The sequence below is a fragment of the Anaerostipes rhamnosivorans genome (genome assembly GCF_005280655.1).
GTDB lineage: Bacteria > Bacillota > Clostridia > Lachnospirales > Lachnospiraceae > Anaerostipes > Anaerostipes rhamnosivorans.
The window spans coordinates 3373613-3399276 of record NZ_CP040058.1; the positions used below are offsets into that span (position 1 = coordinate 3373613).

The following is a 25664-nucleotide window of genomic DNA, read 5'->3' on the forward strand; positions in this document are numbered from 1 at the left end:
TGCCTTTGGCTTTGACTATAAAACGTTTCTTCCGTACATAGCGTCCTGTTCTTTTCTTAACTGATAGATCAGGGTAGACTTATCTAATTCAACATCATCGTATGTAAGCAGTTCGCCCTTCTTCACGTCTCTCTTCATCACTGCCTTGTTTGTCACAAGTCCGAATGGTACATATCCTTTTTCGTTAGACTCTTTCGCTTCCGCGATGGATCCATGTGTTGTGAATCCTCCGATTCCATCGATAGTCTGGCCTGCTTTCAGGTCGATCTTCGCTCTTGTGATACATTCTGATACTAATCCGTCGATCGGCACGCAGGTAACTTCTCCGTCAATGACTGCTTTTGCTACAGTAAGCGGTGTCTCTAAGTTACATAAGTGGTATGGACGGTATAAGGTCCAGAGCGGTCCAGGTCCCATGCTGTGGTATGCCATCTGGTATGCGATCTCTTCGTTCGGTGTAGAAACTGTCACGAAGACTCCAGGAGCTACTCCGTTTACATACTCAACAACTCCATGTTTGTTCAGGATTCCGCCGTCTTTCTTCAGCTTTAAGATATCATTTAATTCTTTGATTCCTTCTGTTCCAGGGGCAGTCTGTGGTCCGTGTCCTCCGATCACATCCGGCACTAATCCTGTGTAGTTGGACATTGCGGTCATCTCTACCATAGTCTTTGTTCCGTCTTTGAATGCACACAGCATCTTCGGGCTCATGACTCTTCTGGTTGCTTCTTCTAATACAGTGTCCGGGTTGCAGTCGTAGTCAAGCTTGTTGTTCTTTCCTTTACCCATGACTTCTACGTTCATTCCCATTGCCTTTGCGAAGCTGTAAAGTTCCATGACAGCTCCCGGCTCATCTCCTGCGGACCCTGTATAGATGACCCCTTCTTTTTCTGCCATCTTCTTTAAGTAAGGCCCGATGACTACGTCAGTCTCAACGTTCAGCATAACCACATGCTTTTTGTTCTTCATCGCGTCAGTTGCTACTTTTGCGCCTACATCCGGCACACCAGTTGCGTCGATGGCACACTCTACTAAGTTCGCCTGGGATACGAAGTTTGCGTCTTCACAAGCTACATATTTCCCTGCTTCCATAGCTGCGTTTGCATCAGCAAGAGTTTTCGCCACTGCGATATCATCATCTTTTACACCTGCATATTTGAATGCGTTGACTGCGTTTTCTACTTTAATGTCGGAAACGATGGCCGGCATCATACCGTTCATTAAGACCATCTGGGTTACCATTCCTCGTCCCATCTGGCCGGCACCTACGATACCAGTCTTGATGATCTTTCCTTCTTCCTGTCTCTTGATTAGTTTTTTGTCCATGTTTAACATAACATCAATCTCCTTAAATTCTATGTATGATTGTTAGATTGTTACCTGATTTCAATAGTGCCGCCGGCTTTCAAGTCCTCCGGCAGCAATGCATTGCCTTCTAGCATGATGCATCCGGGGCGCTCTGCCTCAGTTCCTCCCTTAAAACTCAACGTACAGTGGCCAAGTTCCTTTAATGTATGAGGTGCCTCGCTTCCCACGGCGCTGATCTTAAACTCTTTGCCGCAGATGACCATGGTGTCTCCTGGGGCTGGTTCTTCTGTCAGTTCTGCTTTCGTATGTAAGACTGACAGTTCCGCAAGCTCGGGCGGTGCATCCTCATTAAAGATAATGATAAAGTTCATATCGGCATCTGAGAGAAACGCCAGGGCGTCTGGTCCCAGACCCGTAATGGTTGACTGATATTTCATATGTTCGCCTTATCCCTCCGTTTTGGTATGTTTGTTTTTAGTACATTCCGATACTGAATGCGAATGCGATCAGTACTGCCAAAGGTCCGGTTATGATCCTTGAGAACAGCACAGCTGGAACACCCATTTCAATGGTCTCCGGCTCTGATTCTCCAAGACTCAGTCCAACCGGCACGAAGTCAGCTCCTACCTGCGCATCGATGGCAAACAGGGCCGGCAGCGCATACTGGGCCGGGATGTTTCCAAGCGCGAACTGGGCTCCCAAAAGGGTTCCTACTACCTGCGCGATAACAGCTCCAGGTCCCAGGATCGGTGACAGGAACGGCAGCGCACATACAAAGGAGATTCCCAGCATTCCCGGTAAGGTACTGCACAGTGGGGAGATCGTCTTTGCGATGATGTTTCCTAATCCGCTGGCGCTGATGATTCCCAAAAGTGTACTTGTGAAGGCCATGAACGGCAGCACGTTCTTGATGATCATCTCGATGGTCTCACGTCCAGCCTGGAAGAACTTGCTGACTACGTTACCTACGCCTTTACCGATCTTGACGATCAGTCCCTGTTTCTTTCCGTCATTGGCCTGGGCGATCTCTTCTTTTGCCTGGTCCTTGGACTTCGGTCCGTCCTCTGCGGCAGCGGCTGGTTTGGATGTCTCTGTTCCGCCTTTATAATCGGATTCCACGATGCACTTTTCTGTGACTGCGGATACATAGATCTCCGGTGTGATGTACTGCGCAAGCGGTCCCGCCTGCCCTACCGGCATCAGGTTAACGGTAAAGATACCCTTTTTCGGATATACTCCGCATCTTGCAGTTCCTCCGCAGTCTACCACTGCCACCAGCACTTCCTCATCCGGTGCTGTAGTCTTAAATCCGTCCAGCGCTTCTCCGCCGGTCATGTCTGCGATCTTCTGTGCTACCGGGTGGATTCCTCCTCCGGTCACGCTCAGGATCTTATGGCATTTTTCAGTTGCTGTGATGGTCAGGGGTCCTCCCCAGCCGCCGTCTCCGGCCTTAATCGTTATTGTTTTATACATACCTTTTCCTCCTCGCACTGACTATTTGTTAGCTTTTCCAGTCATTCTGAAGTAGATCTGTTCCGTTAAGATTCCGCGGATCAGAATGACGATCACACCGACGATAAAGTATCTTACGGCAAGTCCTCCGACAGACAGGCCGAGCTTTGTGATTCCGGCTGAGATACCGGTGTATACGAACAGTTCGCCAGGGTTCGCATGTGGGAAAAGTCCCGTAACAGGATGTACAAAACTTACACAGGAGTCATAATAAGCAGGTTTATATTTCTCGTCTACGAAACGTCCGAAGGTGTAGCACATCGGGTTTCCTAAGAACAGCACCGCGATGATCGGAAGCAGTGTGTAACGAAGCACTGCAAATCTGGTCAGCTTCTGTGCGAAGCGTTCTACCCTCTCTTCTCCGATCAGCTTGATCACTGAGTTTACAGCTGTCATCAGGCAGACAACCAACGGGATGATTCCGGTCACCCATCCCATAAATGTGGTACCGCCTTCTTGGAATAACTTGATAAATCCATTGGCAGCGTTAGATATGATTTCCATATTTTCTCCTCCTTCTTAATTGAAATATATCAATTTCTCCTATATATATAAAATATTGTCAGACAAAATTCCCAAAAAAGAAAAACCAAGCTAAAACATGCTTTTGGGCCCTCAAAACAAGTTCAGTCAGTCTTCTTTCTGTAATCCTGCCAGTCTATATATATATTCCAAAGCACTGCTACAGGGTTGTTCCCTGAAGCCTCATATCCAGTGCTTCCAAAGCACGGATGTATCCTTTGTAATATTTTCTCTTTTTCTTATCCATCACCCGAAATTTGTCCAGGTGTTCATAGATGCTGGTTCCCACCATCTCCTGATCCAGAATCTTGGTGATCGGTTTAAACTTAGTAAGGAAACTCAGCCCTTCCATGATCTCTCCACCAGTGATAATTCCGTCTGCATCGCATGCGATCATGACAATATTCCCGGAAAGAAATCTTCCCTTCTTCTGTCCGATGCCTACATTTCCAAGCTGGTGTACCCTCTTAACGGCTCTTCTGTAATCTTTCACCTGAAAATAACCGCCCACGGCCTGCACAACAAACAATACAAAGATAACTAACAAAAATACTGAAATTCCCTGCATCTTTCTATGTACCTCCTTCTCAAAGCAGCTTCTCAGCGCATTCATTATTTGTGATCAGCATATTGACATATCCCCCGCGTATCGCTCCTTTTACAGCTTCGGCACGGTTGGCGCCTCCGGCTATGGCAATGCGGTTCCTGATCTTTTTAATCATCGGAAATGTCATCCCTGCTACTCTCTCATTAAACTGCTGAAACGGTTCAGCATTCCCCTCTTTGTCAAAAAACTGAAGAGCAATGTCTCCCGCGACTCCCTGCTTTACATACTGATCCATCTCCTCTTTGCTGAGGTAACCTGCCTGTATCAAAGTAGATCCGCCGCTTTCCGGGATACCCACTCCCATAACAATCGTATCCAGTTTCTTGAAATCTTCAAAAATATAATTAACAGATTTTTCTTTCAAAAAATATTCCATGATCTTTCGTTCGGAAAAAACCGCCGGCGACAGAAACTGCGTATAGGTTCCGCCGAACTTTTTGGCAAATTCCTTGGCGATCTGATTGGCCTGGACATCTACTTTTGAAACTGTGCCCTGACTGACGCCTCCCAAGATCGGAACAAACAGGTAATGATTCTCTTTCGAGAATACCCGGTTCGTCCGGGCTACATTATGGAGCGTAAACCCCATGGATACACCTATATAATCCCCGTCCTTAAAGTACTGTGAGAGGAACAGGGCTGCTTTCTCATACAGCCTGGAGATGGAATCTGTCTTTGTGTCCAGCGGACTGCTCTCCACCACGACAACTTCCTTTAAGCCATATTTACGCTCCAGTGTCTTCTCCAGCTTCCCATATGAAAATTGTACTGGATTAATGACTTCAACTTTTACGATTCCGCTTTCCTTGCCTTTTTGAAGCATTCTTGAAACGGTTGCTCTGGATATCCCGAGGTAATCACTGATGTCCTGCTGCTTCATATCATCCTCATAATACAAACTGCAGCATTTGTAGATCAATCTCCAATCATCCACTATTTTTTTCATATGTTCTCTCCCGTGTATATTAATGTCATTCCCTGATGTTTTAGATTGTATTAATTATCATGCAATTACTCTACCAAAATCTTAAATCTTTATCAATGCAATTTCGTTGAACAAATGTCGAAGTAGACTTTTTCTGAACGTATACTTTTACATTTGTTCTAAAAATTCGTTAAAAAAATGACAGATATTTTTGTACAGATTAGTTCACAAGTCAATCGCCCCATAACCCGATTTCATTTGTAAATATGTTAAACTTTTAACCCATTCTCAATCGTTTCTTTGTTCAATACGCCTTAATTTTCGCTTATTTTTGTAAATTTTTCTGGTATCAGAAGAAGATAATACCATCCGCAAAAACGAAAAAAAACCGGAAAGATCTTCCCGGTTTTTTGCGATAGTACAATATGTTCAATAAAATATCTGAAATTTATTTTTATAACAAAATTTGAGGATATTTCTTTATAATCATCTTTAAAGTCTCATCTGCGTTGTCAAAGGTATACTGCAGATCCTGGTCTGTCATCGCCGTATTCGTAAACATGTTGTGGAAATGGGAAATATAAACTCCCCTTCTCACCATCTCACCGATCCACTCCTGATGGGGTATCATAGATTCATCTGGATCTTTCAAAATGATTTTAAACAGAGACGGAAGTCCGGTAGTGCTTAAATTTACCTTGTTGGCATCAGCTACCTGTTTCAGGCCGGATATAAGTTTTTCCCCCGTTTTTCTCATGATACCTGTGGCATCGATCTCTTTCATCTTTGTGAGAGTGGCCACAGATGCTGCCAAAGGAACCGCGGACAGCCAATAGCTTCCCGTATAATTCATATCCTCCACTGCATCTCTCATCTCTTTTCGCCCAACCAGAGCTGCCATATTCCAGCCGTTGGCTATGGCCTTACCAAGCGTCAGAAGATCGGCCTTGATTCCAAAATAATGGTCAGATCCTGCAAGATCCATACGAAAGCCTGCCCGCACATCATCAATGATCAGCACGATGCCATGATCATCACAGAGTTTTCTGACTTTCGGCCAATAATCCTCCTTCGGCAGCACATTATCATAGTGAGAAATGTGGTCATACGGCATGGACAGGATCCCTGCGATTTCTCCTGGATGATCCTTTACCATCTTTTCAATGGCATCAAAGTCATTAAACGGTACATAAAGATTATTACAAATTTCCTCATCCAGAACTCCCGGAGTACCCGGTTTCTGGCACCATTGATAGACTCCGTGATATCCGTGCTCCATCATGATGATCTTCTTCCTGCCTGTGGCATGACGGGCCGTCATCACCGCCAGAGTGGTCACATCTCCGCCGTTCTTGGCAAAAAACGCCCAGTCCGCGCAGTTTAAGGTCTCCACCAGCTTCTCCGCACATTCGATCATCACCGGAGAAACCACGGTGGTACAGTTCCCTTTTTCCCTCTGTCTCAGCGCGGCGGCATCCACATCCGGATCTTGGTACCCCAGCGCATTTGGTCCATATGCACAAGCATAATCTATAAAACGGTTCCCATCCACATCCCAGATATAGGTTCCCTCAGCGTGGTCGGAGAACAGCGGGTAACAGCCCATAGGATTCAGCCTGGCACGCCCCACCCCCAGGTGTCCGTACAAGCCGCATGGAACTACTTCATTTGCTCTGTCATATAGCTCAAAGCTTTTATCATATCTATATGCTTCCATATTCACTGCCCCCTTCTATCTCAATCCATTTGCATGTTCATATGCCAGATTCAGAATTTTATCAAATGCATCGTTTAATGTTGACAGTCCCATGAGCTTCAGCTGCTTATGAACCGTGGCCGCATACGTACTGAGCTTCTTGTCCAGAAGCTTTAACGCTGAATCAACATCCCCGTATTCGTAAATTGCTCTCGGATGTTCTGAGGATTCTACAAATGTAAGCTGATGATCTTTAATCAAAATATTCAGAGCGATCCCGTCCGTGATCTTCACCACGATCTTTCCGTCCAGCAGACGGTCAGCCAGTTTCCTGCCTTCTTCGTCTTCATTGGCCAGTTGCACGGCCAGCCGGATTCTATCTATAAATTTTTGTTCTTTTTCTGTCATAACTATTCATTCCTTTCTGGACACATCACAATTATTAACAGTTTCATTCAGTTTTTTGGCTGATATTGCCATTTCTTATGCCGCATGCTATACTGGATTTAATTACTTTTCGCGAACAAGGAGGTATCTCATGTCGAAAGAACGGAATAAGAAAATAGAGTCAAGCATTCTAGAATACCTGGGCTCTCACGAAAAATTGCTTACGCGTGATGCCATTCAATTGTTTGACCTCTCAGAGTCTACCATCCGCCGTATCTTCGGCCGGCTGGAGGAAAAGAAAAAGGTAGTCCGCACCTATGGGGGCATTATTCTTGCCAAGCCTGACAATTACTATCACTACGATATCATCAAGCAGAAAATGAAACGAGAAAAGGAGCTGATCGGCAAATATGCAGCTGAAATGATTCTAGATTCCGATTTTATCTACATGGACTGCGGAACAACCACTGCATATATGGCCCAATCCCTTGTGTCTAGGTTTCAGAACAGCACCCTTTCAAGCAGTTTAAACATAGTGACCAATTCTCTGATCAATCTTGAGATCCTGAATTCCTACTGCAATGTGATCCTGGTGGGCGGTACGCTGTTTGACGAACGCAAGAGTATGGCCGGTACATTAGGTGTCAATTTCCTGTCCCAGTTTCATTTTTCCAAATCTTTTCTGGGAGCGGACGGCATGACATTTGAGCACGGATTTTCCAGCGATAACATCAATACATCCAGACTGTCCGGCACTGCATTGACTCTCTCAAAAGAATCTTATGTGCTCCTGGATTCCTCCAAAATCGGGCATCCGTCCTATGTAAACTATGCTGAACTGGATGATGCCACCGCTGTCATCACTGACAACGGCATTCAAGAAGATGACATCAAACAGTTTTCTGAACACAAGATCAGCCTTTATATTGCAGAGTAATGTATGACATTTTCACCAGTTCTCCGGCTTGCTGTCTCAGGGACGTAAGATTTTCTAACTTTCAGCAAAGCCTCTCCGGCGGCCCGTTCGGAACTCGCTGACGCTCAGACAGCCTCACTGCGCAATGCGCACCGCCTACGAGTCTTTACTTCAAGAAGAAAAACTAACGTCCCTTCGAATGCAAGGCCTCCGAACTGGTGAAAATGGACGTAATGTCTGCTGGAGATGGCTGTTGCAAGACAAAAGGCGCCACATACGATAGTTATTTACCACTATTGGAGGAGCGCATTTCAAAAGCGCGACGGAAATAGTGGTAAATAACTTATAGAATCGATCAAAGCTTTTTTCTTGCATCACTCCATTTTGTTGATTTACTCTGGACTGTCTGCTGGAGATAGATCTCCACACCGCTGTCCTGAAGTTCATTGAGCATACTGCATTCCTGCTCCGTCACCGTGATCGGTCCCTCCAGGACCTTGGCACCCTCCCGGACCCCGGTCCCGCCGATCTGAAGTGACGGATAAGAAATGCCCTCCCTGCAGCACTCATATGCAGTCTTGATATCCTTAAAGATCAGCATTATGCTATCATTTCCGAACTGGTCTGCTTTGTACTGCAGAACCCCGTCCTCTTTTGTATAAACCGAGAATTCAATCCCCGGAGGAACCGCAAGGGAAAGAATATCTCTCATCATTTCATTTTCTGCCGTAGCCGTATCGATGACCACAATCTTACCGGCACTGCACTTTCCGATCCAACCACTGGCTACCTGCCCATGGATCATACGGTTGTCAATCCGGGTCAATACTAGTGTTCCCATATAAAAACCACCTTTCTTTTGTCTCGTTCCGCTAGCTCATGGCAATGCCATCTACCACATGATTGGTGTGAAGCATTCTAAGAGTCAAACGGAAATTATGTGGAATATGTTACGCTATAATACCCAATGCTCCAAGTATAATTCCTACAATCATAGTTCCAAAGATTACTTTGATAACACTCATATTTTTGCGTTTGATCGTAAAGAAGATGGCCATTGTGGCAATGAATGTCAGCAGATTCGGCATCAACACATCAAACAATTCTTTTTGCAGTGCAAATGAAAATTTACCCGTTGCAATCGTAAGCGGGCAGGATACGCTGACCAGGGAGCTGATCATTCCTCCGATAACGAACATACCCATGACGGTGAAGAAGGACATGACCTTGTTGATCAGACCGCTCTGCACTAAATCTTTGATTGCTTTATTACCCAGATTATACCCCAGATGCATTAGGATGAATGCCTGTGAGTTACAGAGCACTGCTCCGATCAGGACTACGACCAATGCCGGCCACCACGCTCCAGTCAAAGCATACGGACACATCAAGGCCAATGAAGTAGGTATGATCGTGGCCCAGTTTAAGGTATCGCCCACGGCCGCCATAGGCGGGAACAGAGCTGCTTTTGTATCCGAGATGATCTCCCCTGGGATTGGTGCTCCTTTTGCTTTCTGCTCCTCCATAGAAAGAAGGATTCCAACCGGAAGCGCAGATGTCATATCTTCCGCGTTAAATAATTCTGAAGTCCTCACCATAGCTTCCTGAAGTCCATCATCATTACCTTTATACAATTTTCTCAGACAAGGCATCATGGTCGCCACAATACCATTTGCCTGATACCGCTCGTAGCTGTTTCCGTTTGAGTAGAAGGAAAGCATACGGATGGATGCCCAATTCAGATCTTTTTTGGTCAGCGCCGCGTCCTCAACTGATGTGCTCCTTAAGTTCAGTGACAGATGTTCCCCTTTGTTCTGACACCGGAAGTCAAACCATGCCAGAATGACAGAAACAATAGCGATACCAATGCCGCTGACTCCCGAATATGCCGCAAATAAAAATCCTGCGATAAAAAACGGCATGTATCCTTTCTTTCCAATAGAAGATGCAACTATGCAGAGTCCTACGATCGGCATCAGGGAAGCCAAAGCATTTAATCCATTCTGAAGCCAGCCCGGGAGTCCATTGACAAAGAAGCCGATGTTGCTTGCCCCAAAGAATAATACCAGTGTCATTGGGATCCAATATAAAATGACTTTAAATAAGGATGGGTAAATGACGGTTGACAGCCACAGCTTGTCATACTGCCTGCTGCTGATAAACTTGTCCGTCAGGGCGTTCCAAAAGGATCCCACGGTCATACGGATGTTGGTCAGCTGGCTCATGACGATTCCGACTGCAACGGCCACTGCCATAGCAGATTTAATGTCCATGCCCGAGGCGATAACAACAGATGCTGTGATGATCCCTGCTGCCGCGTTGTCGTTGGTGATGACCCAGCCTGCCTGAGTCTGTCCCAAAAACATGGGCTGGATCGTTGCGCCGACGATCATAGCGGTCGGCACATCCCCCATGACCAGGCCTACTAAAAGTGCCGATGTAAGGGGTTGATAAAATAACAGATTGAGGGAGTGGTCAAACACTCCTAAAAAACTAAACCAGTAAAATCCTCCGAGTATAATTGCCTGCCATAAATGCATAACATAACATCTCCTCTCTTACTTTTTCATCTTATCCATTACATTGATAACTGCATCTTTTCCTGTCCTTTCTAAAATTTCCGGCATTCTCTCAAGTTCTGCTGATTCTCTCTGTCCGACAGCTTCAAGTACCATTCCAAGGTTCACTCCTGTTACTGCATATGCCTGTCCCTCATTTTGTTTCAATGCTTCCCCTGCTGTCTTCATCAGATATTGGTTAAAGGGGGTCCCTCCGAACAGATCCAGCAGTACTACTGCCCCTTTCGGAAAGCTCCCGGCCAGACGGCAAAGCTCTGCGCCCCACTCATCGATGTCATCTGCTGGCTCCAATCCCAGGCATGCAATATTCTGGCATTCTCCGTAGATCATCTGTACTGCTTCTATCATGCTCTTCCCGATACTCCCATGACTGCAGATCAAAATGCCGGTCAAGTCTTCCTCAATTGTCTCAGGTGTTATGCGTATCATCTCTCTCCTCCTTCCTTCTGTTAATAAAATTTTAGCACGGTCTTTTCTCCCCGTCAATAATTTTTGATTGATTCTTTCATTATTCTGAATATTTCATTCATTCCTATATAGTTTCAAGACTTGTACCGAATTTTCTTCAAACCGTTTCTGGCTTGCCTCATCAATGTTTGAATCAATGACCACTCCGTCAATATTCTCCAATCTGCAGCTGATACCAAAGGATTGCTTCCCTATTTTTGTAGAATCCATCAGCACATAGGTTTTCTCAGCCTGCTTAGATGCCTTTTTGCTAAGCAGAGATACATTCACGCTGGTGGAAGTAAATCCCTCTGTAAAAGTAAATCCGTCTGTACCCAAAAAGCTTTTATTAAAACGGAATTGGGCAAGAAATGTCTCGCTCAGATGGCCAGACACATCCTTTCTGTCTTTTGAATACTTTCCCCCTACAATGATCACATCGCAGTGCGGAACCAGGATCTCTAGATTGACCACTGAATTTGTAATAACCGTCAAATCCCTGACCTCTTTTTCTTCCAGGCGTCTTGCCAGCGCCTTTGACATTTCCAAGGTGGTGGTACCGCCGTCTATGTAAATAAATTCCCTGTCCCTCACCAGCTTTGACGCGGCTGCTCCAATCTCTTGTTTCTCTGCCACATTTCTCACAGCGATTTCCTTATACCGGTACCTCCCTTCCTCTGAAACTGCTTTGATCCCGCCGAAGACCCGCTGTGCCGCTCCCTCTTTCTGAAGCTCAATAAATATCCTTCTTATGGTGGATTCAGAGACGCCGAGCAGGTTCATGCCCTCGGCCGTGGTCATCTCACCATTCTGTCTCACATAATCAATCACCTTTGCCTCATTACATGAACTTCGTTTTCCCATGGTTCCTCCCCTCTGATGCCGGGCTACATGAGCATTCTTGGATCTGTATATTCGAGCCCGAAGCTGTCTGCCACGTTTTTGCATGTGATCTGTCCGTCATAAGTATTAATAGCTGAATAAATGGACGGATATTTGACGCATGCAGATTCAACTCCCCTATCTGCAATTTTAAGACCGTATCCCAGCGTGGCATTGGCCAGTGCAATCGTAGAAGTCCTGGGCACTGCACCCGGCATATTTCCCACGCAGTAGTGGGCCACTTGGTCTACCATATAAACAGGGTCATCGTGATATGTAACCTTTGTAGTTTCACAGCATCCCCCCTGGTCCACTGCCACGTCCACGATCAGGGATCCCGGCTTCATCTGTTTTAAATATTCCCTTTTGATAATCTTCGGTGCGGCCTTGCCCGGAATCAGCACAGAGCCGATGACCAAATCAGCTTCTGAAAGCGCCTCCTTTACCGCTCCGTCGGTACTCATAAGGGGCTGAATACGGCTTCCAAAGATATCATCCAGATAATTAAGACGCATAAGGTCGATATCCATAATAGTCACATCGGCTCCCATTCCCACGGCGATCTTGCAGGCATTGGAGCCTACGGTTCCCGCTCCCAGTATGAGGGCCTTTGCTCTTTTAGTCCCCGGTACACCTCCCAATAAAATCCCTTCTCCGCCAAACGGTTTTTCCAGATATTTTGCCCCCTCCTGGACGCTGAGCCTGCCCGCAATCTGGCTCATAGGTGTCAGCAGCGGCAGGCTCCTGTCTTCTTCCATCAAGGTCTCATAGGCAACGCCCTTTACCTTTGCATGGAGGAGTGCATCCATTAAGGGCTTGTCAGCTGCAATGTGCAAATATGTATAAAGGATCAATCCCTCGTGAAATAATGGGTATTCCTCTTTGAGCGGTTCTTTCACTTTTATGATCATTTCCGACCAATCCCATACTGCCGCTGCGTCTTCCATGATCCTGGCTCCAGCAGCTTTATACTCTTCATCCGTAAAGCCGGATCCGGTACCCGCCCCCGCCTGTACAGCCACCTCATGTCCGGCATGGACGTAGCTTTTTGCATTATCCGGAGTCAGGCCAACACGATACTCTTTCTTCTTGATCTCCGTCACACTTCCGATCCTCATCCTCATACCTCCTGTCTTTGTTATTTTAATTGTTATCTTTATATTATGACCGTTTCTTTCATTTGTCAATGCATTTCTGATTGTTTTCTTCTTTTAAGCGACTGTTTTATTCCCAGGGGACTTTAACAGAGGTTCTGTAGGAATTCCCCATGACATAAGAAAGAATCCCTCTTGCGGCGGGTCGCTTTGGCGACATGATTCCTTACCGCCGCAGTGCGATCCTTTCGGAGCGTTATTTATTTCATAGAACACACTTTCCTATAAAATAAATAACAGCATCCCATTGAAGGATGCTGCTGGTTAATTCATATGTAAATGTGTGTATTCAGAGATTTCCGCCGCTGTCGTTATAAATCCATTGCCGTAGTTCGTTCCTTGTCTGTTTATTATATCCGACCACATAATGGTCTTTTGACTCTGAAGTATGCCTAAAAATAAGTCTGCACCTCTTGGGTTTCTCTTTTATATATGTCTTAATGTCGTTCTTTCTGCTGAAACTGAACCTGATTCGGCTGACTGCCCTCAGAAGATATTCAGGATTATCCAAAATCTTATGATCCGGACTACAGATCAAATCTATCATATCATCAATCCGTTCTGGCAGCTCCCTCTCAGAAAAATCCAGGTTTAACTGGGCAAAGAAGTCATTGATAATAAAACCCCGGAAATCAGAGATTATTCCAGTTTGACAACTGTAGCATACAACAAGATCACAACCCATGATTCTTCGCACTGCCCGGTCATAATTTAGATAAACAAGTTTATGGCTGAAAGTATAAAACATAATACCCCCTGATGTAACCAATGCTGCTCCGCCTGTAAGATAATACAATAAAAGGTCCCCGGCAGCTGATCCATTTGACAGCATATACACTGCATATACATCTAGAACCAACCCGATTAACCATGTACTGAAGTTAAACGTCAGACATTTGTACCACTTTCCAAACTGAAACATCTTATTCTCATTGACCACATATGGCAAAGATACTGATACTAGAGATAAGACTATACAGGTAACCGGAGTCAGTTGTTCACAGATCTGGCTGACCAGATTTTTATCCCCTTGAAACTGATATAACACAGGCAGATGCACACCAAGATACAGAACTACAAACAGCAGAAATGTACTTTTGGTCTTCACCTCCTGTTTGGTCCGCTCCCAGTCAAACTTCAGAAGACTTGTAATATATTCGTTGACTTTATTTTTCTCCATGGTGAACGTTTCATCCTGCCAGCCGTACATCTTTTCCTCTATATAGGCAATCTGTTTCCATATGTGCTCATCCTTGAAAAAATCAAGCTGCTTATCGTCAGGATATTGACTCAGAGAAGGGAAAAAACCATAACCATTTAAGTTGACCTTTAACTCTGCAAACACTTCCCCAACCTGTTCCCTGTCTGCCTGATACAGTCTGCAGGCTGTCTGTTTCATATCATTTCTCCAATCACTTCTGGCGCTGGTGACATATTGGAGACTGTTTGATTTATTTTTTGAAACATATTCAATAAGTGCTACGATCACAACAGATGACAATAAAACCTCGATAATTCCCATTCTTCCACCACCTCTCCTATATAACTTACCTTTTCCCTTATATCTCCTTTCTATTATACACTAAATTAAAATATTAAAAAATCCTGCCATCAGATTCAATCACCATTAGGCAGGATTTCTAATATCTTATGGAACAATGAGGTTCACTCTTCTTTCAAGCTTCTTCTACACAGTAGAAAAATGCTTACTGCCGCTGAGATTCCTATCAGTGCAAGCGTTTCTGGTATCCCTTCTGCTTTATCACTGGTCTTTGCTGTTCGTACAGATTTTCTTATTCTCTTTTTATATTCCCAGTCTGGCAACTTTTTCTGTGTTGTTTTCTTCTCTACAAATGAAGTTTTTGTATTGTCTTTCTTTTCCGTATCAGGAATCCTGGTCCATTCTGCTTCCAACTCTATGTCTTCGTGTATTGGGGTTTCAAAATCCCATTTGCTTTCCTTTCCGTCATTATCCGTGTAGTACCACCCTGCAAAGTTATGTCCTTTTTTCTTGGGTTCCTCCGGTACCACGGCCTTCTGCCCGCCTTCCACAGTCTGTGTTTCAGGAGTATAATCTCCGCCTTTAGAATCAAATGTAACGTTATGCCATCCGGTCAAAGTTATAAACACGGAAACTTCCCTCCCATCTCTCATTGAAAAGGTCAGTGGAAATATTCCGGTTTTTCCCGCAGTTTTTTTACTGTTAATCAAGTCGAACTGTTCCCTGTTTACCTTCAGCTCCGCGTTGTCACCTTGGCTGTCTTTGCTCTTAGCTTTGCATAATCCGATTAGTTCATCGGTTGTAAAAGCCAGTCCCCCGGTGGGATGTCTGGCATCATTGGCCCCGATGCTTGATGTAGGGTTTTCAGGGCTATATTTGGTCCCATCCGTACCTTCTTTTCTCAAAAATACTTGAATCGTCACCTGGGTTCCATTTGGTGTCTGGAAAGTCAGAGGATAATCTCCAACATTTCCAGCTGTTTTTGCTTGATTGATCACCTGGATCTGACCTGGATCAGGGAATACAAGCTGTTCTTTTGGTATCTCATTCTCATTTTCATCAGCTGCCTTTACTTTCGATAATTCTTTTAATTGCTCTTCGTCAAACCCTTCCCCTCCGGTCTTGCTGATGATATGTTTTCCCTTGATAATCTCACGGCTGTCCGGGTCTTCTGTTATCTCATCATACTCCCCGACCAGAGTCACATTCACCGTTACCTTACTTCCGTCAGGAGCTTCATAACTCAGCTCAAAGACACCCGCTTTTCCCTTTGTTTTCGCTTCGTTTATTTTTTTAAAATGCTCTTGATCTACTTTAAATTCTTTTAGATCAACATTATTTCCTTCTTTGTCTTTTGCTTTGATTTGTCCAAAGTTTTTAAGTTCTTCTTCTGTAAATGCATTGCCTCCGGTTTCCTTTATAAAATCGTTGGCCCCAAGCATGGGAGCCGGCTTTTCCGGCCGCAGCTCATTGGCATCATTTCCATCATCCCTCAGAAAAACGCTAATAGTAGCCGTTGTACCGTTGGGCGTAGTATATGTAATAGGAAATTCTCCTGTCTTCCCAGATGTTTTTGCCTCATTGACCGCTTCCAGCTGGGCAGGGTCAGCAAGCGTCAACTCTCCCTCTGGAAAATCTGTTCCGTTCTGTTGTTTTCCGGTCACTTTTGTGAGATATGTAATCTGCTCTTTGGAAAATGCTTCCCCTCCGGTCTTGCTAATCACATGATTGGCTCCGATCTGTTCCTTCGTCGTATCTTCGATCCCATTGACATCCCGAAACGGACCAAAATAGACTTTCGTATAAAACTTACCTACAACAATATCCGTATCAGATGAAAAGGGAGTCCCTGCAGTAAAGGAATAGTCTGTGAGAGACGTTCCATCCTGAATATAACCCTGATACCCTTTATCGGGAGATGCAATAACATTGGATACCTTATCGTTTCCTCCCCCTGAACCGATCCCCGGCATATTAGTGGCTTTATCTCCCACTGCCGTGACCACAGTATCGCCGCCGCTGATCTTAATATTGGTTGTGATCTGACTAGATCCTGGGTAAGTCCGTGACGCCCCTATGCCAGGAGCGTATAAACCTCCTACAGCCTCCACTATCCCTCCGGATATGTAAACGCCGTCTACCTTACTTCCGTATCCTGAGCCGATCCCCGACCCACTCTCAGTTCCTATTGCCTTGACATTCCCGCCGGTAATATAAATATCCTTCGTGTATCCTCCTCCCCAGGCCTCTGCCACACAGGCAGCTCCAATGCCCGGCGAATCCCCGCCGGCTGAGGCTTCGATATTTCCTCCCTTGATCGTCAGATTGGAAAACCCGCTCTCCCCCTTTTTCGCTGTGTTTCTAAATGTACTGCCAAGCCCTCCTGCATGATACAATTTGGGATTCCCTTTAGCCAATAAACTCCCACACTTTTCTTTGCTGCATTTATGTCCCTTCTCATCTGCATATTCACATTGAATTGTCAGAGCTCCGTCCATACCGTCTTTTGCAACAGCATTGCCCGCATCTGCACTTGTTACATTGTCGTTTGTTCCTGCATTGCTTGTCAATGCATTATTCCCCACCAGAGTAACTATCACATCAGCATGGGACACGTTCAGGCAGTCGTGGTTTGACAGACTGCAGGTAATATTTACATTATCTAAGGTAAGTTGAGCTGTCACGTCCTTTTCTACTATAATATTATACTGCGTTGTAGTTCCTGTAATATGATATCCATTTGGATTTAGGGTTGTCTCATCTTCATCAAGACCTCCGCCCTTTGCTCCGGATGCAGTGATCCTGATATTTCCTTGACTTACATCCAAATCAGTCTGGCCTTCCGTTGATTTTCTATGGGAAGCTTTTATGATTTCTTTAAAATTAGAAGGAGTCGTTTTTTCTGTCCGAAGGATTTCCTTTTTATTTACCCCCCCCCCCCAATTTCTGGAAGTCTTTCTTTAAGGCTTGTCAATGCTTCTGATGTATCGAAAGACTCCTCCTCTTTTGTATGCGGCATCTGCGCAGGCTCTTTTATTTCTTCCGTCTCTGTACTTCCCTCATGCTCCATGTCTTCGCCTTCTGCGAACACAGTCATCGAATTTATACAAAAAACCGCAGCAAGCAAAAAAACAAATACTTTTCTCTTCACACCTTCTCCTCCTTCAATAGTATTTTTATATCAGGTTCTTAGGAAGAAAAAATAGTTAGATAAAATAATAAGGAAAACTAAAGAGCCCCTCCCGTATTCCAATCAAGAAATAACGAAACGGACTCTAAAGCCACCATTTTCATTGATTATATTTACGGCAGCAGCTCTTCCTGTTCTTCAATCCTCCGGCAAAGCGTGGAGTATCTCTTCTGCTCATTGACGTTCTGGATCATCTGCTGCACCGTTGACTTCCGGCCTACCATCGTGATACACTGCTTGGCTCTGGTGACTCCGGTATACAAAAGATTCCGGTTAAACAGTACTCTGGGCCCCGTAAGAAGCGGCATGACCACCGCAGGGTACTCACTTCCCTGGGACTTATGTATGGTCACCGCATAGGCAAGCTCCAGCTCGTCCAGCATAGAATAAGAGTATTCAGCCACTCTGATATCATCAAATACCACCGTGACCTTTTCCGTGTAGTCATTAATCCGTGTGATCCTGCCGATGTCACCATTAAAGACACCTTTTCCCTCTTCCACGGTAAATCCTTTCTCATTCTTTACTTCCCACTCCATCTGATAATTGTTCTTGATCTGCATGACCTTGTCCCCTTCTCTGAACAGACAGGAGACAGCCTGTTTCTCCTGCTTTTCTTCAGCGGGGGGATTCAGATATTCCTGGAGCACTTCATTTAACTTATCAACCCCAAGTTCCCCTTTGCGCATAGGCGTCAATACCTGGATATCATACGGTTTGGCGTTGACATAACCCGGCAGCTTATCTCTCACCAGATAGACAAGGACCCCGAGGATGTCCCCCAGCCTTTCTCTCTCAAGAAAGAAAAAGTCCCTGCTCTTATTGTCAAGGTCAATGGTCTTTCCCTCATTGATCCTGTGGGCATTGCTTACGATATGGCTGGTCTCATCCTGGCGGAAGATTTGGTTTAATTCTACCACCTTAAAAGAACCCGATGCGATCATATCCTTTAGTACATTTCCAGGCCCCACGGAGGGCAGCTGGTTGGCATCTCCCACAAACACAAACCTGGTTCCCGGTACGGCGGCACTCAAAAGGGAATTCATTAAAAAGATATCCACCATGGACATCTCATCCACAATGATCACATCCGTCTCAATGGGATTCCCTGCATTCCGCTCGAACTTCATGCTGTCCCCGCTGCTGGAATCACCGTTTAATTCCAGCAGCCTGTGAATGGTCGTGGCTTCGTATCCCGTGGCCTCTGTCATACGCTTCGCCGCCCTGCCTGTGGGGGCTACCAGTCTGATGTCCAATGTCTCTGATTCAAAATAGCGTATCATCCCGTTAATGGTGGTCGTCTTTCCGGTTCCCGGCCCTCCGGTGAGTATGATCACACCGTTTTCCGCAACCGCCTCAATGGCCTCTTTTTGTTTCTCGGCAAAAGTGATCGAAAGCCCATCCTCGATCTTGGCGATCATTGTCCTCACTTCAGAGATTGACACATCATAGGTCATATTCAGGTCACAAAGCATCTTGGCAGTGTTCAATTCCAGGTAATACTGGGCTGCCCCATAGATGCGGGTCTGTTCCTCTTCCTCTTTTATGATGATCTTTTTCTGGATCATCATATCCAGAAGATGGGGTTCGATCATCTCCTCTTCCACTTCCAGCATCCTTGCGGTGTTTCTCAAGAGAATTTCCTTAGGCAGATAAATATGCCCTGATGCCAGTGCCTGCATTAGGGTATAAAAAATGCCTGATATGATCCGGTAATCGGAGCTGCTGCCGATCCCCACCTGCCTGGCGATCTCGTCAGCAATCTTAAACCCTACTCCCTCAATGTCATCTGCCATCTGGTAAGGATTGTTCTGGATCACATCATACAGACGGTCCCCGTACTCTTTAAAGATCTTGACCGCCAGATTGGTGGTGATGCCATAACCAGACAGAAACATCATAGCCTGCCGCATTTCCTGCTTCTCAGAAAACTCCACAGCAATGCTCCTCGCCTTCTTTTCCGTTACTCCTTTGATCTCAGCAAGGCGTTCCGGTTCCTCCTCGATAATACGGAAGGTATCCATCTTAAATTTTTTCACGATCCGCTTGGCAATTGCCGGTCCTACTCCTTTGATGGCTCCAGAGCCTAAGTACCGCTCCATCCCCTGGATATCGTCCGGCATAGTGATCTCATAAGAGTTCATCTGAAACTGGGGCCCGTGCACCGGATGATCCACGTATTCCCCTTCCAGTTCCATGTATTCTCCTTCATGGAGAAACTGAAAGATGCCGACCACGGTCTCCTCATCTCCGTCCATATCAAGGCTCAGCACTGTATAACCATTGTCCTCATTCCGAAAACGGATGTGGTCCACATACCCGGAAATCCGTCCCATCCAACTCCCCTCCTTTTAACAGATACTTGGCGTAACAAAACAACCAGGATAAAATACCCTGGTTGTCCTCTTCCGGCTCAAAAAAGCGCTAAAAACAGTACTGACTATTTCTCAGCCTTTTTGTCTTCTCCGGATAAAAATTCAATGTATTTTCCAGTTCCGATGGCAACTGCTGTCAGAGGATCCTCTGCTGTCATCGTGTTGATTCCTGTCTTAGATTCGATCAGTTCTTCCAGACCCTGGATCAGAGATCCTCCTCCGGTCAGAACAATACCGCGGTCTGAAATATCTGCCGCGAGCTCAGGCGGAGTTCTCTCCAATACGTTATGGACAGCGTCCACGATCTGATAAGCAGGCTCACGTAAAGCCTCTTCGGTCTCCTCAGATGTAACGGTAACAGTCTTTGGAAGGCCTGTCACAAGGTTTCTTCCTCGCACATCCATTGTGGCGTTTTCCGGACGTTTATAAACAGTACCGATGTTGATCTTAATATCCTCAGCGGTACGCTCTCCGATGAGCAGGTTGTGCTTTTTACGCATGTAACGCACGATCGCCTCGTCAAAATCATCTCCTGCGACTTTGATGGAAGTGCTCACAACCACACCTCCCAGGGAAATGACAGCGATATCAGCCGTTCCTCCTCCGATATCAACGATCATATTTCCGCATGGCTTTGCGATATCAATTCCGGCGCCGATGGCTGCCGCAACAGGTTCTTCAATGATAGAGACCTCTCTGGCCCCTGCCTGGTAAGTAGCGTCCTCTACTGCCTTTTTCTCTACTTCTGTGGCACCGCTCGGCACACACACGCTGATGCGGGGCTTTCTTCCGAAGATAGACTTTCCGACTGTGCGGTTGATGAAGTAACTCAGCATCTTTTCTGTCACTGTATAATCAGAAATAACACCCTGACGGAGCGGGCGCACTGCCACGATATTACCAGGTGTTCTTCCAAGCATCAAACGGGCTTCTTCCCCAATTGCTTTAATTTTGTTTGTATCTCTGTCAAATGCCACTACAGATGGCTCTTTTAAAACGACTCCTTTGCCCTTTGCGTACACCAGGACGCTGGCTGTACCTAAATCAATTCCGATATCTGAACCTGCCATGTTTCAAAATTCCCCTTTCGAATTCTCTATTATTATCATTATGTTAAATGTCAATTATTCGTATACACGCTCTTTTTAATTATAATCAAAGTTAGAAAAATTTCAATTGTTTTTTACATATTCAAACAAAATTCAGCAAAACTTAAGATTTCTGAAATATCTATAAGGATTCCCACCTGCCAGAGGCTCCGCATGGCAGAACCAAGCCATTTGAAGAAACTGGAAGACCAATCTCTTCCGCTGTCACTCTGCCGCCGAACTTCGCCTTCACTTCCGTTGCCAGCATATAGGAGAGCACCGCCGGCTGCAGTCCCGTTGTGTAAGAATTAATCAGAAAAAATACGGGGTTTTTCGACAAAATTTTCGTACAGAGTTGAACCAAAGGAAATATTTTCTCCTCGATCTTCCAGATCTCACCCTTTGGTCCCCGTCCATATGACGGCGGGTCCATGATGATCCCGTCATACTGATTCCCACGCCGGATCTCCCGTTCAACAAACTTCACACAGTCGTCTACCAGCCACCGGATCGGTTTATCAGAAAGTCCAGAAGCCTGGGCATTTTCCTTGGCCCAGTTGACCATCCCTTTGGATGCATCCACATGGGTAACACTCGCCCCTGCCGCCGCAGCCGCCAATGTGGCACCTCCGGTATATGCAAAAAGGTTCAGAACCTTTACAGGGCGTCCTGCCTTTTTGATCTTGTCAGAAAACCAGTCCCAGTTGACCGCCTGTTCCGGGAAAACACCCGTATGCTTAAAACTAAACGGCTGTAAATGAAACTTAAGTTTCTTATACCGGATATCCCACGTCTTGGGCAGGTCAAAAAATTCCCACTGGCCGCCGCCTCTGCTGCTCCTGTGATAGTGGCCGTTCGGCTTTTTCCATTGCTTTGCCTTCTTTGGTGTCTGCCATAAAACCTGGGGATCCGGCCGTACTAAATAATAGTCTCCCCATCTTTCTAATTTTTCACCACAAGAAGTATCTAAAACTTCATAATCATTCCACTGATCTGCAATCCACATCTTACGTTCTCTTCCTTTTCTTCATCGTATTAAAGACAGATGACGTTTCCCTTCCGGCCCATCTGATTTCCTTCTAATATTATCATACTCCGCTCTTCCATCTGAATCTCTCCTCCCGGCAGTCTTCCGTTTTTTGGCTCATCAGCCGTATCTGCGGTAATCTCCCAGAAATAATCCAGTGGCAGCTCCGGCAGCCTCACCGTGTGCGGCTCCCAGTGCATATTCATCATAACATAAACAATATCGTCTGTGTCACTATCTTTTTCTCTTCCTGCGAACAGGACACCCAGAAGATGGTTTTGATAGTCTCTTATAGGCTTCCACGGCTGTTCTCCGTGAAAGCTGACAGATGGAAGCCCGCACAAAGCTTCCCCGCCTCTGGAACGCAGAACCGGATGTTTTTTTCTAAACCTGATCATTTTTTTTACAAACTGGGTGATGTCCTGGTTCTCCACCAGCAGATCCCAGTTCAGCCAGGAAATTTCGTTATCCTGGCAGTACGCATTATTATTCCCATTTTGGGTGTTCAAAAATTCGTCTCCCGCATACATCATCGGTACACCCTGGCTTGTCATTAAAGCCGCAAAAGCATTTCTCACAAGCTTTCTTCTCAGCTTTAAAATATCCGGCCGGTCTGTCTCACCTTCCGTCCCACAGTTCCAGCTGTTATTATTGTTGTCACCGTCTGTATTGTTCCATCCGTTTTCCATATTATGCTTTTCATTGTAAGAGTAAAGGTCCCACATGGTGAATCCATCATGGCAGGTGATAAAATTCACGGAGGCGGCATCTCCTCTGGTCTCTCTGTCATAGATATCTCTGGAGCCGCTCATCCTCTGTGCTGCCGCCTCTGCCAGACCTGGATCTCCTTTCAAAAACCTTCTCATATCGTCCCTGTACCGGCCGTTCCACTCAGACCACCGATTCCATGACGGAAAAGAACCTACCTGATAAAGCCCTGCCGCATCCCAGGCCTCAGCGATCAATTTTACCCTGCCAAGGATCGGATCAAAAGCAAGCCTCTCAAGGAGCGGCGGTTTACTCAGCGGCGATCCGTCCTCGCTCCTTCCGAGAATCGAAGCCAGATCAAACCGGAACCCGTCAATCCTGTAGTCTGTCACCCAATATCTCAAGCAGTCCAGGATCATATTCTGCACCACCGGATGATTGCAGTTGAGCGTATTCCCGCAGCCGCTGAAGTTAAAATACTTTCCGTCGGGCGTCAGCATATAATAAATATTGTTGTCAAAGCCCTTAAAAGATATAAACGGACCATCTTCATTGCCCTCAGCTGTATGATTAAATACAACATCGAGGATCACTTCAATGTCATTGTCATGAAGCTCACGGATTAGATATTTAAGTTCCGTTCCCTCTCTGTTAAATTCCTTTTCCGAGCTGTAACTCGTATTAGGCGCAAAAAAACTCACCGGGTTATATCCCCAGTAGTCCAGGAGCTTCCGGCCTCCCACATATCTGGTATCCCTTGTCTCGTCAAATTCAAAAATCGGCATAAGCTCTACTGCATTAATGCCCAGATCTTTTAAATAAGGAATCTTCTCCCGGATACCGTCAAAGGTGCCCGGATGCTTCACGTCGGACGTATTGTGCTTGGTGAAGCCCCTGGTGTGGAGTTCATATATGATAAGATCCTTCATATCAGTAGGCCTGCGTCTGGCTCTTCCCCAGTTAAAATCATTGGAAACCACCCTGGCGCGGTAGCAGTCTTTGCTGTACTCAGGCTTCTCTCCCCAGTTGCTCTGCCCCGTCACCGCTTTGGCATAAGGATCCAGCAGACACCGGTTTCTGTCAAACAGCAGCCCTCTCGCAGGATCCTGCGGTCCGTCAACCCGGTAGTTGTACTCGATCTTCCTGATCTCCAGCCCAAATACGATCATAGAATAAACATTTCCAATTCGGTAGTTTTCGGGAAATGGTATCTCCGCAAAAGGTTCCTTTGCCTTTCTCTTATATAATACCAAAGTACAAGCCGTCCCATTCTTGGTATGTACGGTAAAGCTGACGCCTCCCTCGATGGCTGTGGCGCCGTTCTGAAGGTAGAAACCCGGACGGACCTCAAATCCATTTACCGTGTCCATAGACCTTAGCTGTCTGTCCTCCCCGATCCTTTTTATATCCATAAGCTGCGCTCCTTTATACTCCGTCAAATAAGGGTTATTCAGAAATCCATGAAATATGCTTTATTTCATTATAACATATATGATTCCAATCCCTGTCATCAAAGCGTAGAGCTTCCCGATCTAAAAATATTGTTAATCAATAAAAATTATACCAACACCTTCTTTTTCCTTGTCTAAAAGTAATGATATATTCACTTCTTCTTACATAGAATAAACTATGGCTTGAAATTTCACCCTGCCTTTCCATGTTCTTTTATCAAGGATTACTGGAAAACGGAAATACTATGTAATGGATAAGGAGGCACGAATGAAAAATAGATTAAACAAAGGACAAGTCGCGGTGCTGATATTGATGCTCTCCGTTATAGCTGTACAAGGTGTATATCTGGTAAGAACCAGCCGGGAGATGAAAAATCTAAAGAAATCCTCGGCTACCAGCGCAGAGATTCAAAAAAACCGTAAAATCCTCAAGGAGATAACAACGCATGATCTGGGAGATTTCCCTTTCCTTCCGAAAAGAGTCGATCCCCAAAAAAAGCTGATCGCATTTTCGTTTGACGACGGCCCTTCCAGAAAAAATACAGAGAAGATTTTAAAGGCTCTCGACAAGAACAACGCACGGGCCACTTTTTTTATGCTAGGCCAAAATGCAAAATATTATCCGGATCTGGTTAAGAAAGTTTCAGAATCCGGAAACGAGGTGGCGGGACATTCATGGAATCATCCTCTGCTCACCAAGCTCGGCAAAAGCGGTGTTAAAAATCAGATGAACCAGATGAACAGAGCAATCTCATCTGTCACTGGATCAAATGTCGGTCTTTTAAGGCCGCCATACGGTTCCATAAACAGTACGGTTAAGAAAACGGTCAAGGACCCCTTGATTCTTTGGAGTATCGATACCCTTGACTGGAAAACATTAAACGCTGACAAAACGGCTGACGCAATACTCAAACAGGCCAAGGACGGTGATATCATCCTTATGCATGATATCCACGCTCCCACGGTGGAGGCAGTGAAAAAGGTCCTTCCCAAGCTCGAAAAAAATGGGTTCCAGGTCTGTACTGTCTCAGAACTTCTCGAAGCCAGAAACATTGAACTGCATCCGGGGGATGTGGTGGTCAGTGCCAATGATGTTTACCGGTATAAAAAATAAACTCGTTTTTTGCCTTCAGTCCGGCTTTTGCTGCCTAACTGAAGGTATTTTTTTAAATATAATATGAGTGCATGTGCCAGATACGCTGACAGTCCCTTCATTTACGTCGTTACGGCTTTTTCTTTCTCCCTTAATGTAATATAATAAAAGGATTAGGGGATAGGAGGCCATACATTGGATTAACATACGAAAAGTAGTCCTCTCATTTATTGATAAGCTGCCGAACATCACCCTTACAGCCAATGTTTCTTCGGATGCAAATACTCCTGCTGCGA

Annotated in this window: 22 protein-coding genes; 2 read left to right on the plus strand and 20 right to left on the minus strand. The window is 45.4% G+C overall.

All coding sequences use genetic code 11. The features are described from left to right. Nucleotides 1–15: 15 nt before the first annotated feature. From AR1Y2_RS16710 to AR1Y2_RS16745, 8 genes are all read right to left on the minus strand, one after another. A complete protein-coding gene (locus AR1Y2_RS16710) occupies nucleotides 16–1335 on the minus strand; it encodes an NAD(P)H-dependent oxidoreductase (protein WP_137329986.1) in 1320 nt (439 codons plus the stop codon). 41 nt (nucleotides 1336–1376) lie between these two features. Continuing rightward, complete coding sequence (locus AR1Y2_RS16715; RefSeq protein WP_137329987.1) at nucleotides 1377–1745, minus strand: PTS glucitol/sorbitol transporter subunit IIA; 369 nt, start codon at nucleotides 1743–1745, stop codon at nucleotides 1377–1379. Between the two features lie 37 nt (nucleotides 1746–1782). Continuing rightward, entirely contained in the window at nucleotides 1783–2781 is a 999-nt protein-coding gene (srlE, locus tag AR1Y2_RS18090) for a PTS glucitol/sorbitol transporter subunit IIB (protein WP_137329988.1), read from the minus strand. Nucleotides 2782–2802: 21 nt separating this feature from the next. Then, entirely contained in the window at nucleotides 2803–3324 is a 522-nt protein-coding gene (gene srlA, locus AR1Y2_RS18095; protein WP_137329989.1) for a PTS glucitol/sorbitol transporter subunit IIC, read from the minus strand. A gap of 178 nt (nucleotides 3325–3502) precedes the next feature. After that, entirely contained in the window at nucleotides 3503–3910 is a 408-nt protein-coding gene (locus AR1Y2_RS16730; protein WP_137329990.1) for a transcriptional regulator GutM, read from the minus strand. Nucleotides 3911–3929: 19 nt separating this feature from the next. Next, the gene (locus tag AR1Y2_RS16735; RefSeq protein ID WP_137329991.1) at nucleotides 3930–4895 is read right to left on the minus strand and encodes a sugar-binding transcriptional regulator; all 966 of its coding nucleotides are present in this window, start codon (nucleotides 4893–4895) and stop codon (nucleotides 3930–3932) included. Nucleotides 4896–5328: 433 nt separating this feature from the next. Then, nucleotides 5329–6591 carry an aminotransferase class III-fold pyridoxal phosphate-dependent enzyme gene (locus AR1Y2_RS16740; protein ID WP_137329992.1) on the minus strand — a complete coding sequence of 421 codons (1263 nt, stop codon included), beginning with the start codon at nucleotides 6589–6591 and terminating at the stop codon, nucleotides 5329–5331. Nucleotides 6592–6606: 15 nt separating this feature from the next. Next, a complete protein-coding gene (locus tag AR1Y2_RS16745) occupies nucleotides 6607–6978 on the minus strand; it encodes a hypothetical protein (RefSeq protein ID WP_137329993.1) in 372 nt (123 codons plus the stop codon). A 130-nt stretch (nucleotides 6979–7108) separates the two neighbouring features. On the opposite strand from AR1Y2_RS16745, the gene AR1Y2_RS16750 reads away from it, so the two are divergent. Further along, nucleotides 7109–7894 carry a DeoR/GlpR family DNA-binding transcription regulator gene (locus tag AR1Y2_RS16750; RefSeq protein ID WP_137329994.1) on the plus strand — a complete coding sequence of 262 codons (786 nt, stop codon included), beginning with the start codon at nucleotides 7109–7111 and terminating at the stop codon, nucleotides 7892–7894. A 334-nt stretch (nucleotides 7895–8228) separates the two neighbouring features. Here the strand turns inward: AR1Y2_RS16750 and AR1Y2_RS16755 are convergent, their stop codons facing one another. From AR1Y2_RS16755 to glgX, 12 genes are all read right to left on the minus strand, one after another. Beyond that, nucleotides 8229–8714 (minus strand): PTS sugar transporter subunit IIB, encoded by a 486-nt coding sequence (locus AR1Y2_RS16755; protein WP_137329995.1) that lies wholly within the window; start codon nucleotides 8712–8714, stop codon nucleotides 8229–8231. A gap of 109 nt (nucleotides 8715–8823) precedes the next feature. Next, complete coding sequence (locus tag AR1Y2_RS16760) at nucleotides 8824–10413, minus strand: PTS system mannose/fructose/sorbose family transporter subunit IID (RefSeq protein ID WP_137329996.1); 1590 nt, start codon at nucleotides 10411–10413, stop codon at nucleotides 8824–8826. A gap of 18 nt (nucleotides 10414–10431) precedes the next feature. After that, nucleotides 10432–10881 (minus strand): PTS sugar transporter subunit IIA, encoded by a 450-nt coding sequence (locus tag AR1Y2_RS16765; protein ID WP_137329997.1) that lies wholly within the window; start codon nucleotides 10879–10881, stop codon nucleotides 10432–10434. Between the two features lie 93 nt (nucleotides 10882–10974). Next, nucleotides 10975–11763 carry a DeoR/GlpR family DNA-binding transcription regulator gene (locus AR1Y2_RS16770; RefSeq protein ID WP_175403683.1) on the minus strand — a complete coding sequence of 263 codons (789 nt, stop codon included), beginning with the start codon at nucleotides 11761–11763 and terminating at the stop codon, nucleotides 10975–10977. Nucleotides 11764–11786: 23 nt separating this feature from the next. After that, nucleotides 11787–12899: an alanine dehydrogenase gene (gene ald, locus AR1Y2_RS16775; protein WP_137329999.1), complete on the minus strand. Its 1113-nt coding sequence runs from the start codon at nucleotides 12897–12899 to the stop codon at nucleotides 11787–11789. Between the two features lie 325 nt (nucleotides 12900–13224). Next, on the minus strand, nucleotides 13225–14457 hold the full coding sequence (locus AR1Y2_RS16780; RefSeq protein WP_137330000.1) for a hypothetical protein: 1233 nt from the start codon (nucleotides 14455–14457) through the stop codon (nucleotides 13225–13227). Between the two features lie 143 nt (nucleotides 14458–14600). Then, the gene (locus AR1Y2_RS16785; RefSeq protein ID WP_243118790.1) at nucleotides 14601–17264 is read right to left on the minus strand and encodes an InlB B-repeat-containing protein; all 2664 of its coding nucleotides are present in this window, start codon (nucleotides 17262–17264) and stop codon (nucleotides 14601–14603) included. A gap of 98 nt (nucleotides 17265–17362) precedes the next feature. Continuing rightward, nucleotides 17363–17587: a hypothetical protein gene (locus AR1Y2_RS16790; RefSeq protein ID WP_137330002.1), complete on the minus strand. Its 225-nt coding sequence runs from the start codon at nucleotides 17585–17587 to the stop codon at nucleotides 17363–17365. A 152-nt stretch (nucleotides 17588–17739) separates the two neighbouring features. Further along, nucleotides 17740–19962, minus strand: a complete 2223-nt coding sequence (gene recD2, locus AR1Y2_RS16795) for an SF1B family DNA helicase RecD2 (protein ID WP_137330003.1) — start codon at nucleotides 19960–19962, stop codon at nucleotides 17740–17742. 104 nt (nucleotides 19963–20066) lie between these two features. After that, nucleotides 20067–21071 (minus strand): rod shape-determining protein, encoded by a 1005-nt coding sequence (mreB, locus tag AR1Y2_RS16800; RefSeq protein ID WP_137330004.1) that lies wholly within the window; start codon nucleotides 21069–21071, stop codon nucleotides 20067–20069. Nucleotides 21072–21231: 160 nt separating this feature from the next. Next, nucleotides 21232–22095, minus strand: a complete 864-nt coding sequence (locus tag AR1Y2_RS16805) for a class I SAM-dependent methyltransferase (RefSeq protein WP_137330005.1) — start codon at nucleotides 22093–22095, stop codon at nucleotides 21232–21234. A gap of 29 nt (nucleotides 22096–22124) precedes the next feature. Beyond that, nucleotides 22125–24236, minus strand: a complete 2112-nt coding sequence (gene glgX / locus AR1Y2_RS16810) for a glycogen debranching protein GlgX (RefSeq protein ID WP_137330006.1) — start codon at nucleotides 24234–24236, stop codon at nucleotides 22125–22127. Nucleotides 24237–24543: 307 nt separating this feature from the next. Between glgX and AR1Y2_RS16815 the strand changes: the two genes are divergently transcribed. Further along, nucleotides 24544–25389: a polysaccharide deacetylase family protein gene (locus AR1Y2_RS16815; protein WP_175403684.1), complete on the plus strand. Its 846-nt coding sequence runs from the start codon at nucleotides 24544–24546 to the stop codon at nucleotides 25387–25389. Nucleotides 25390–25664: the final 275 nt, after the last annotated feature.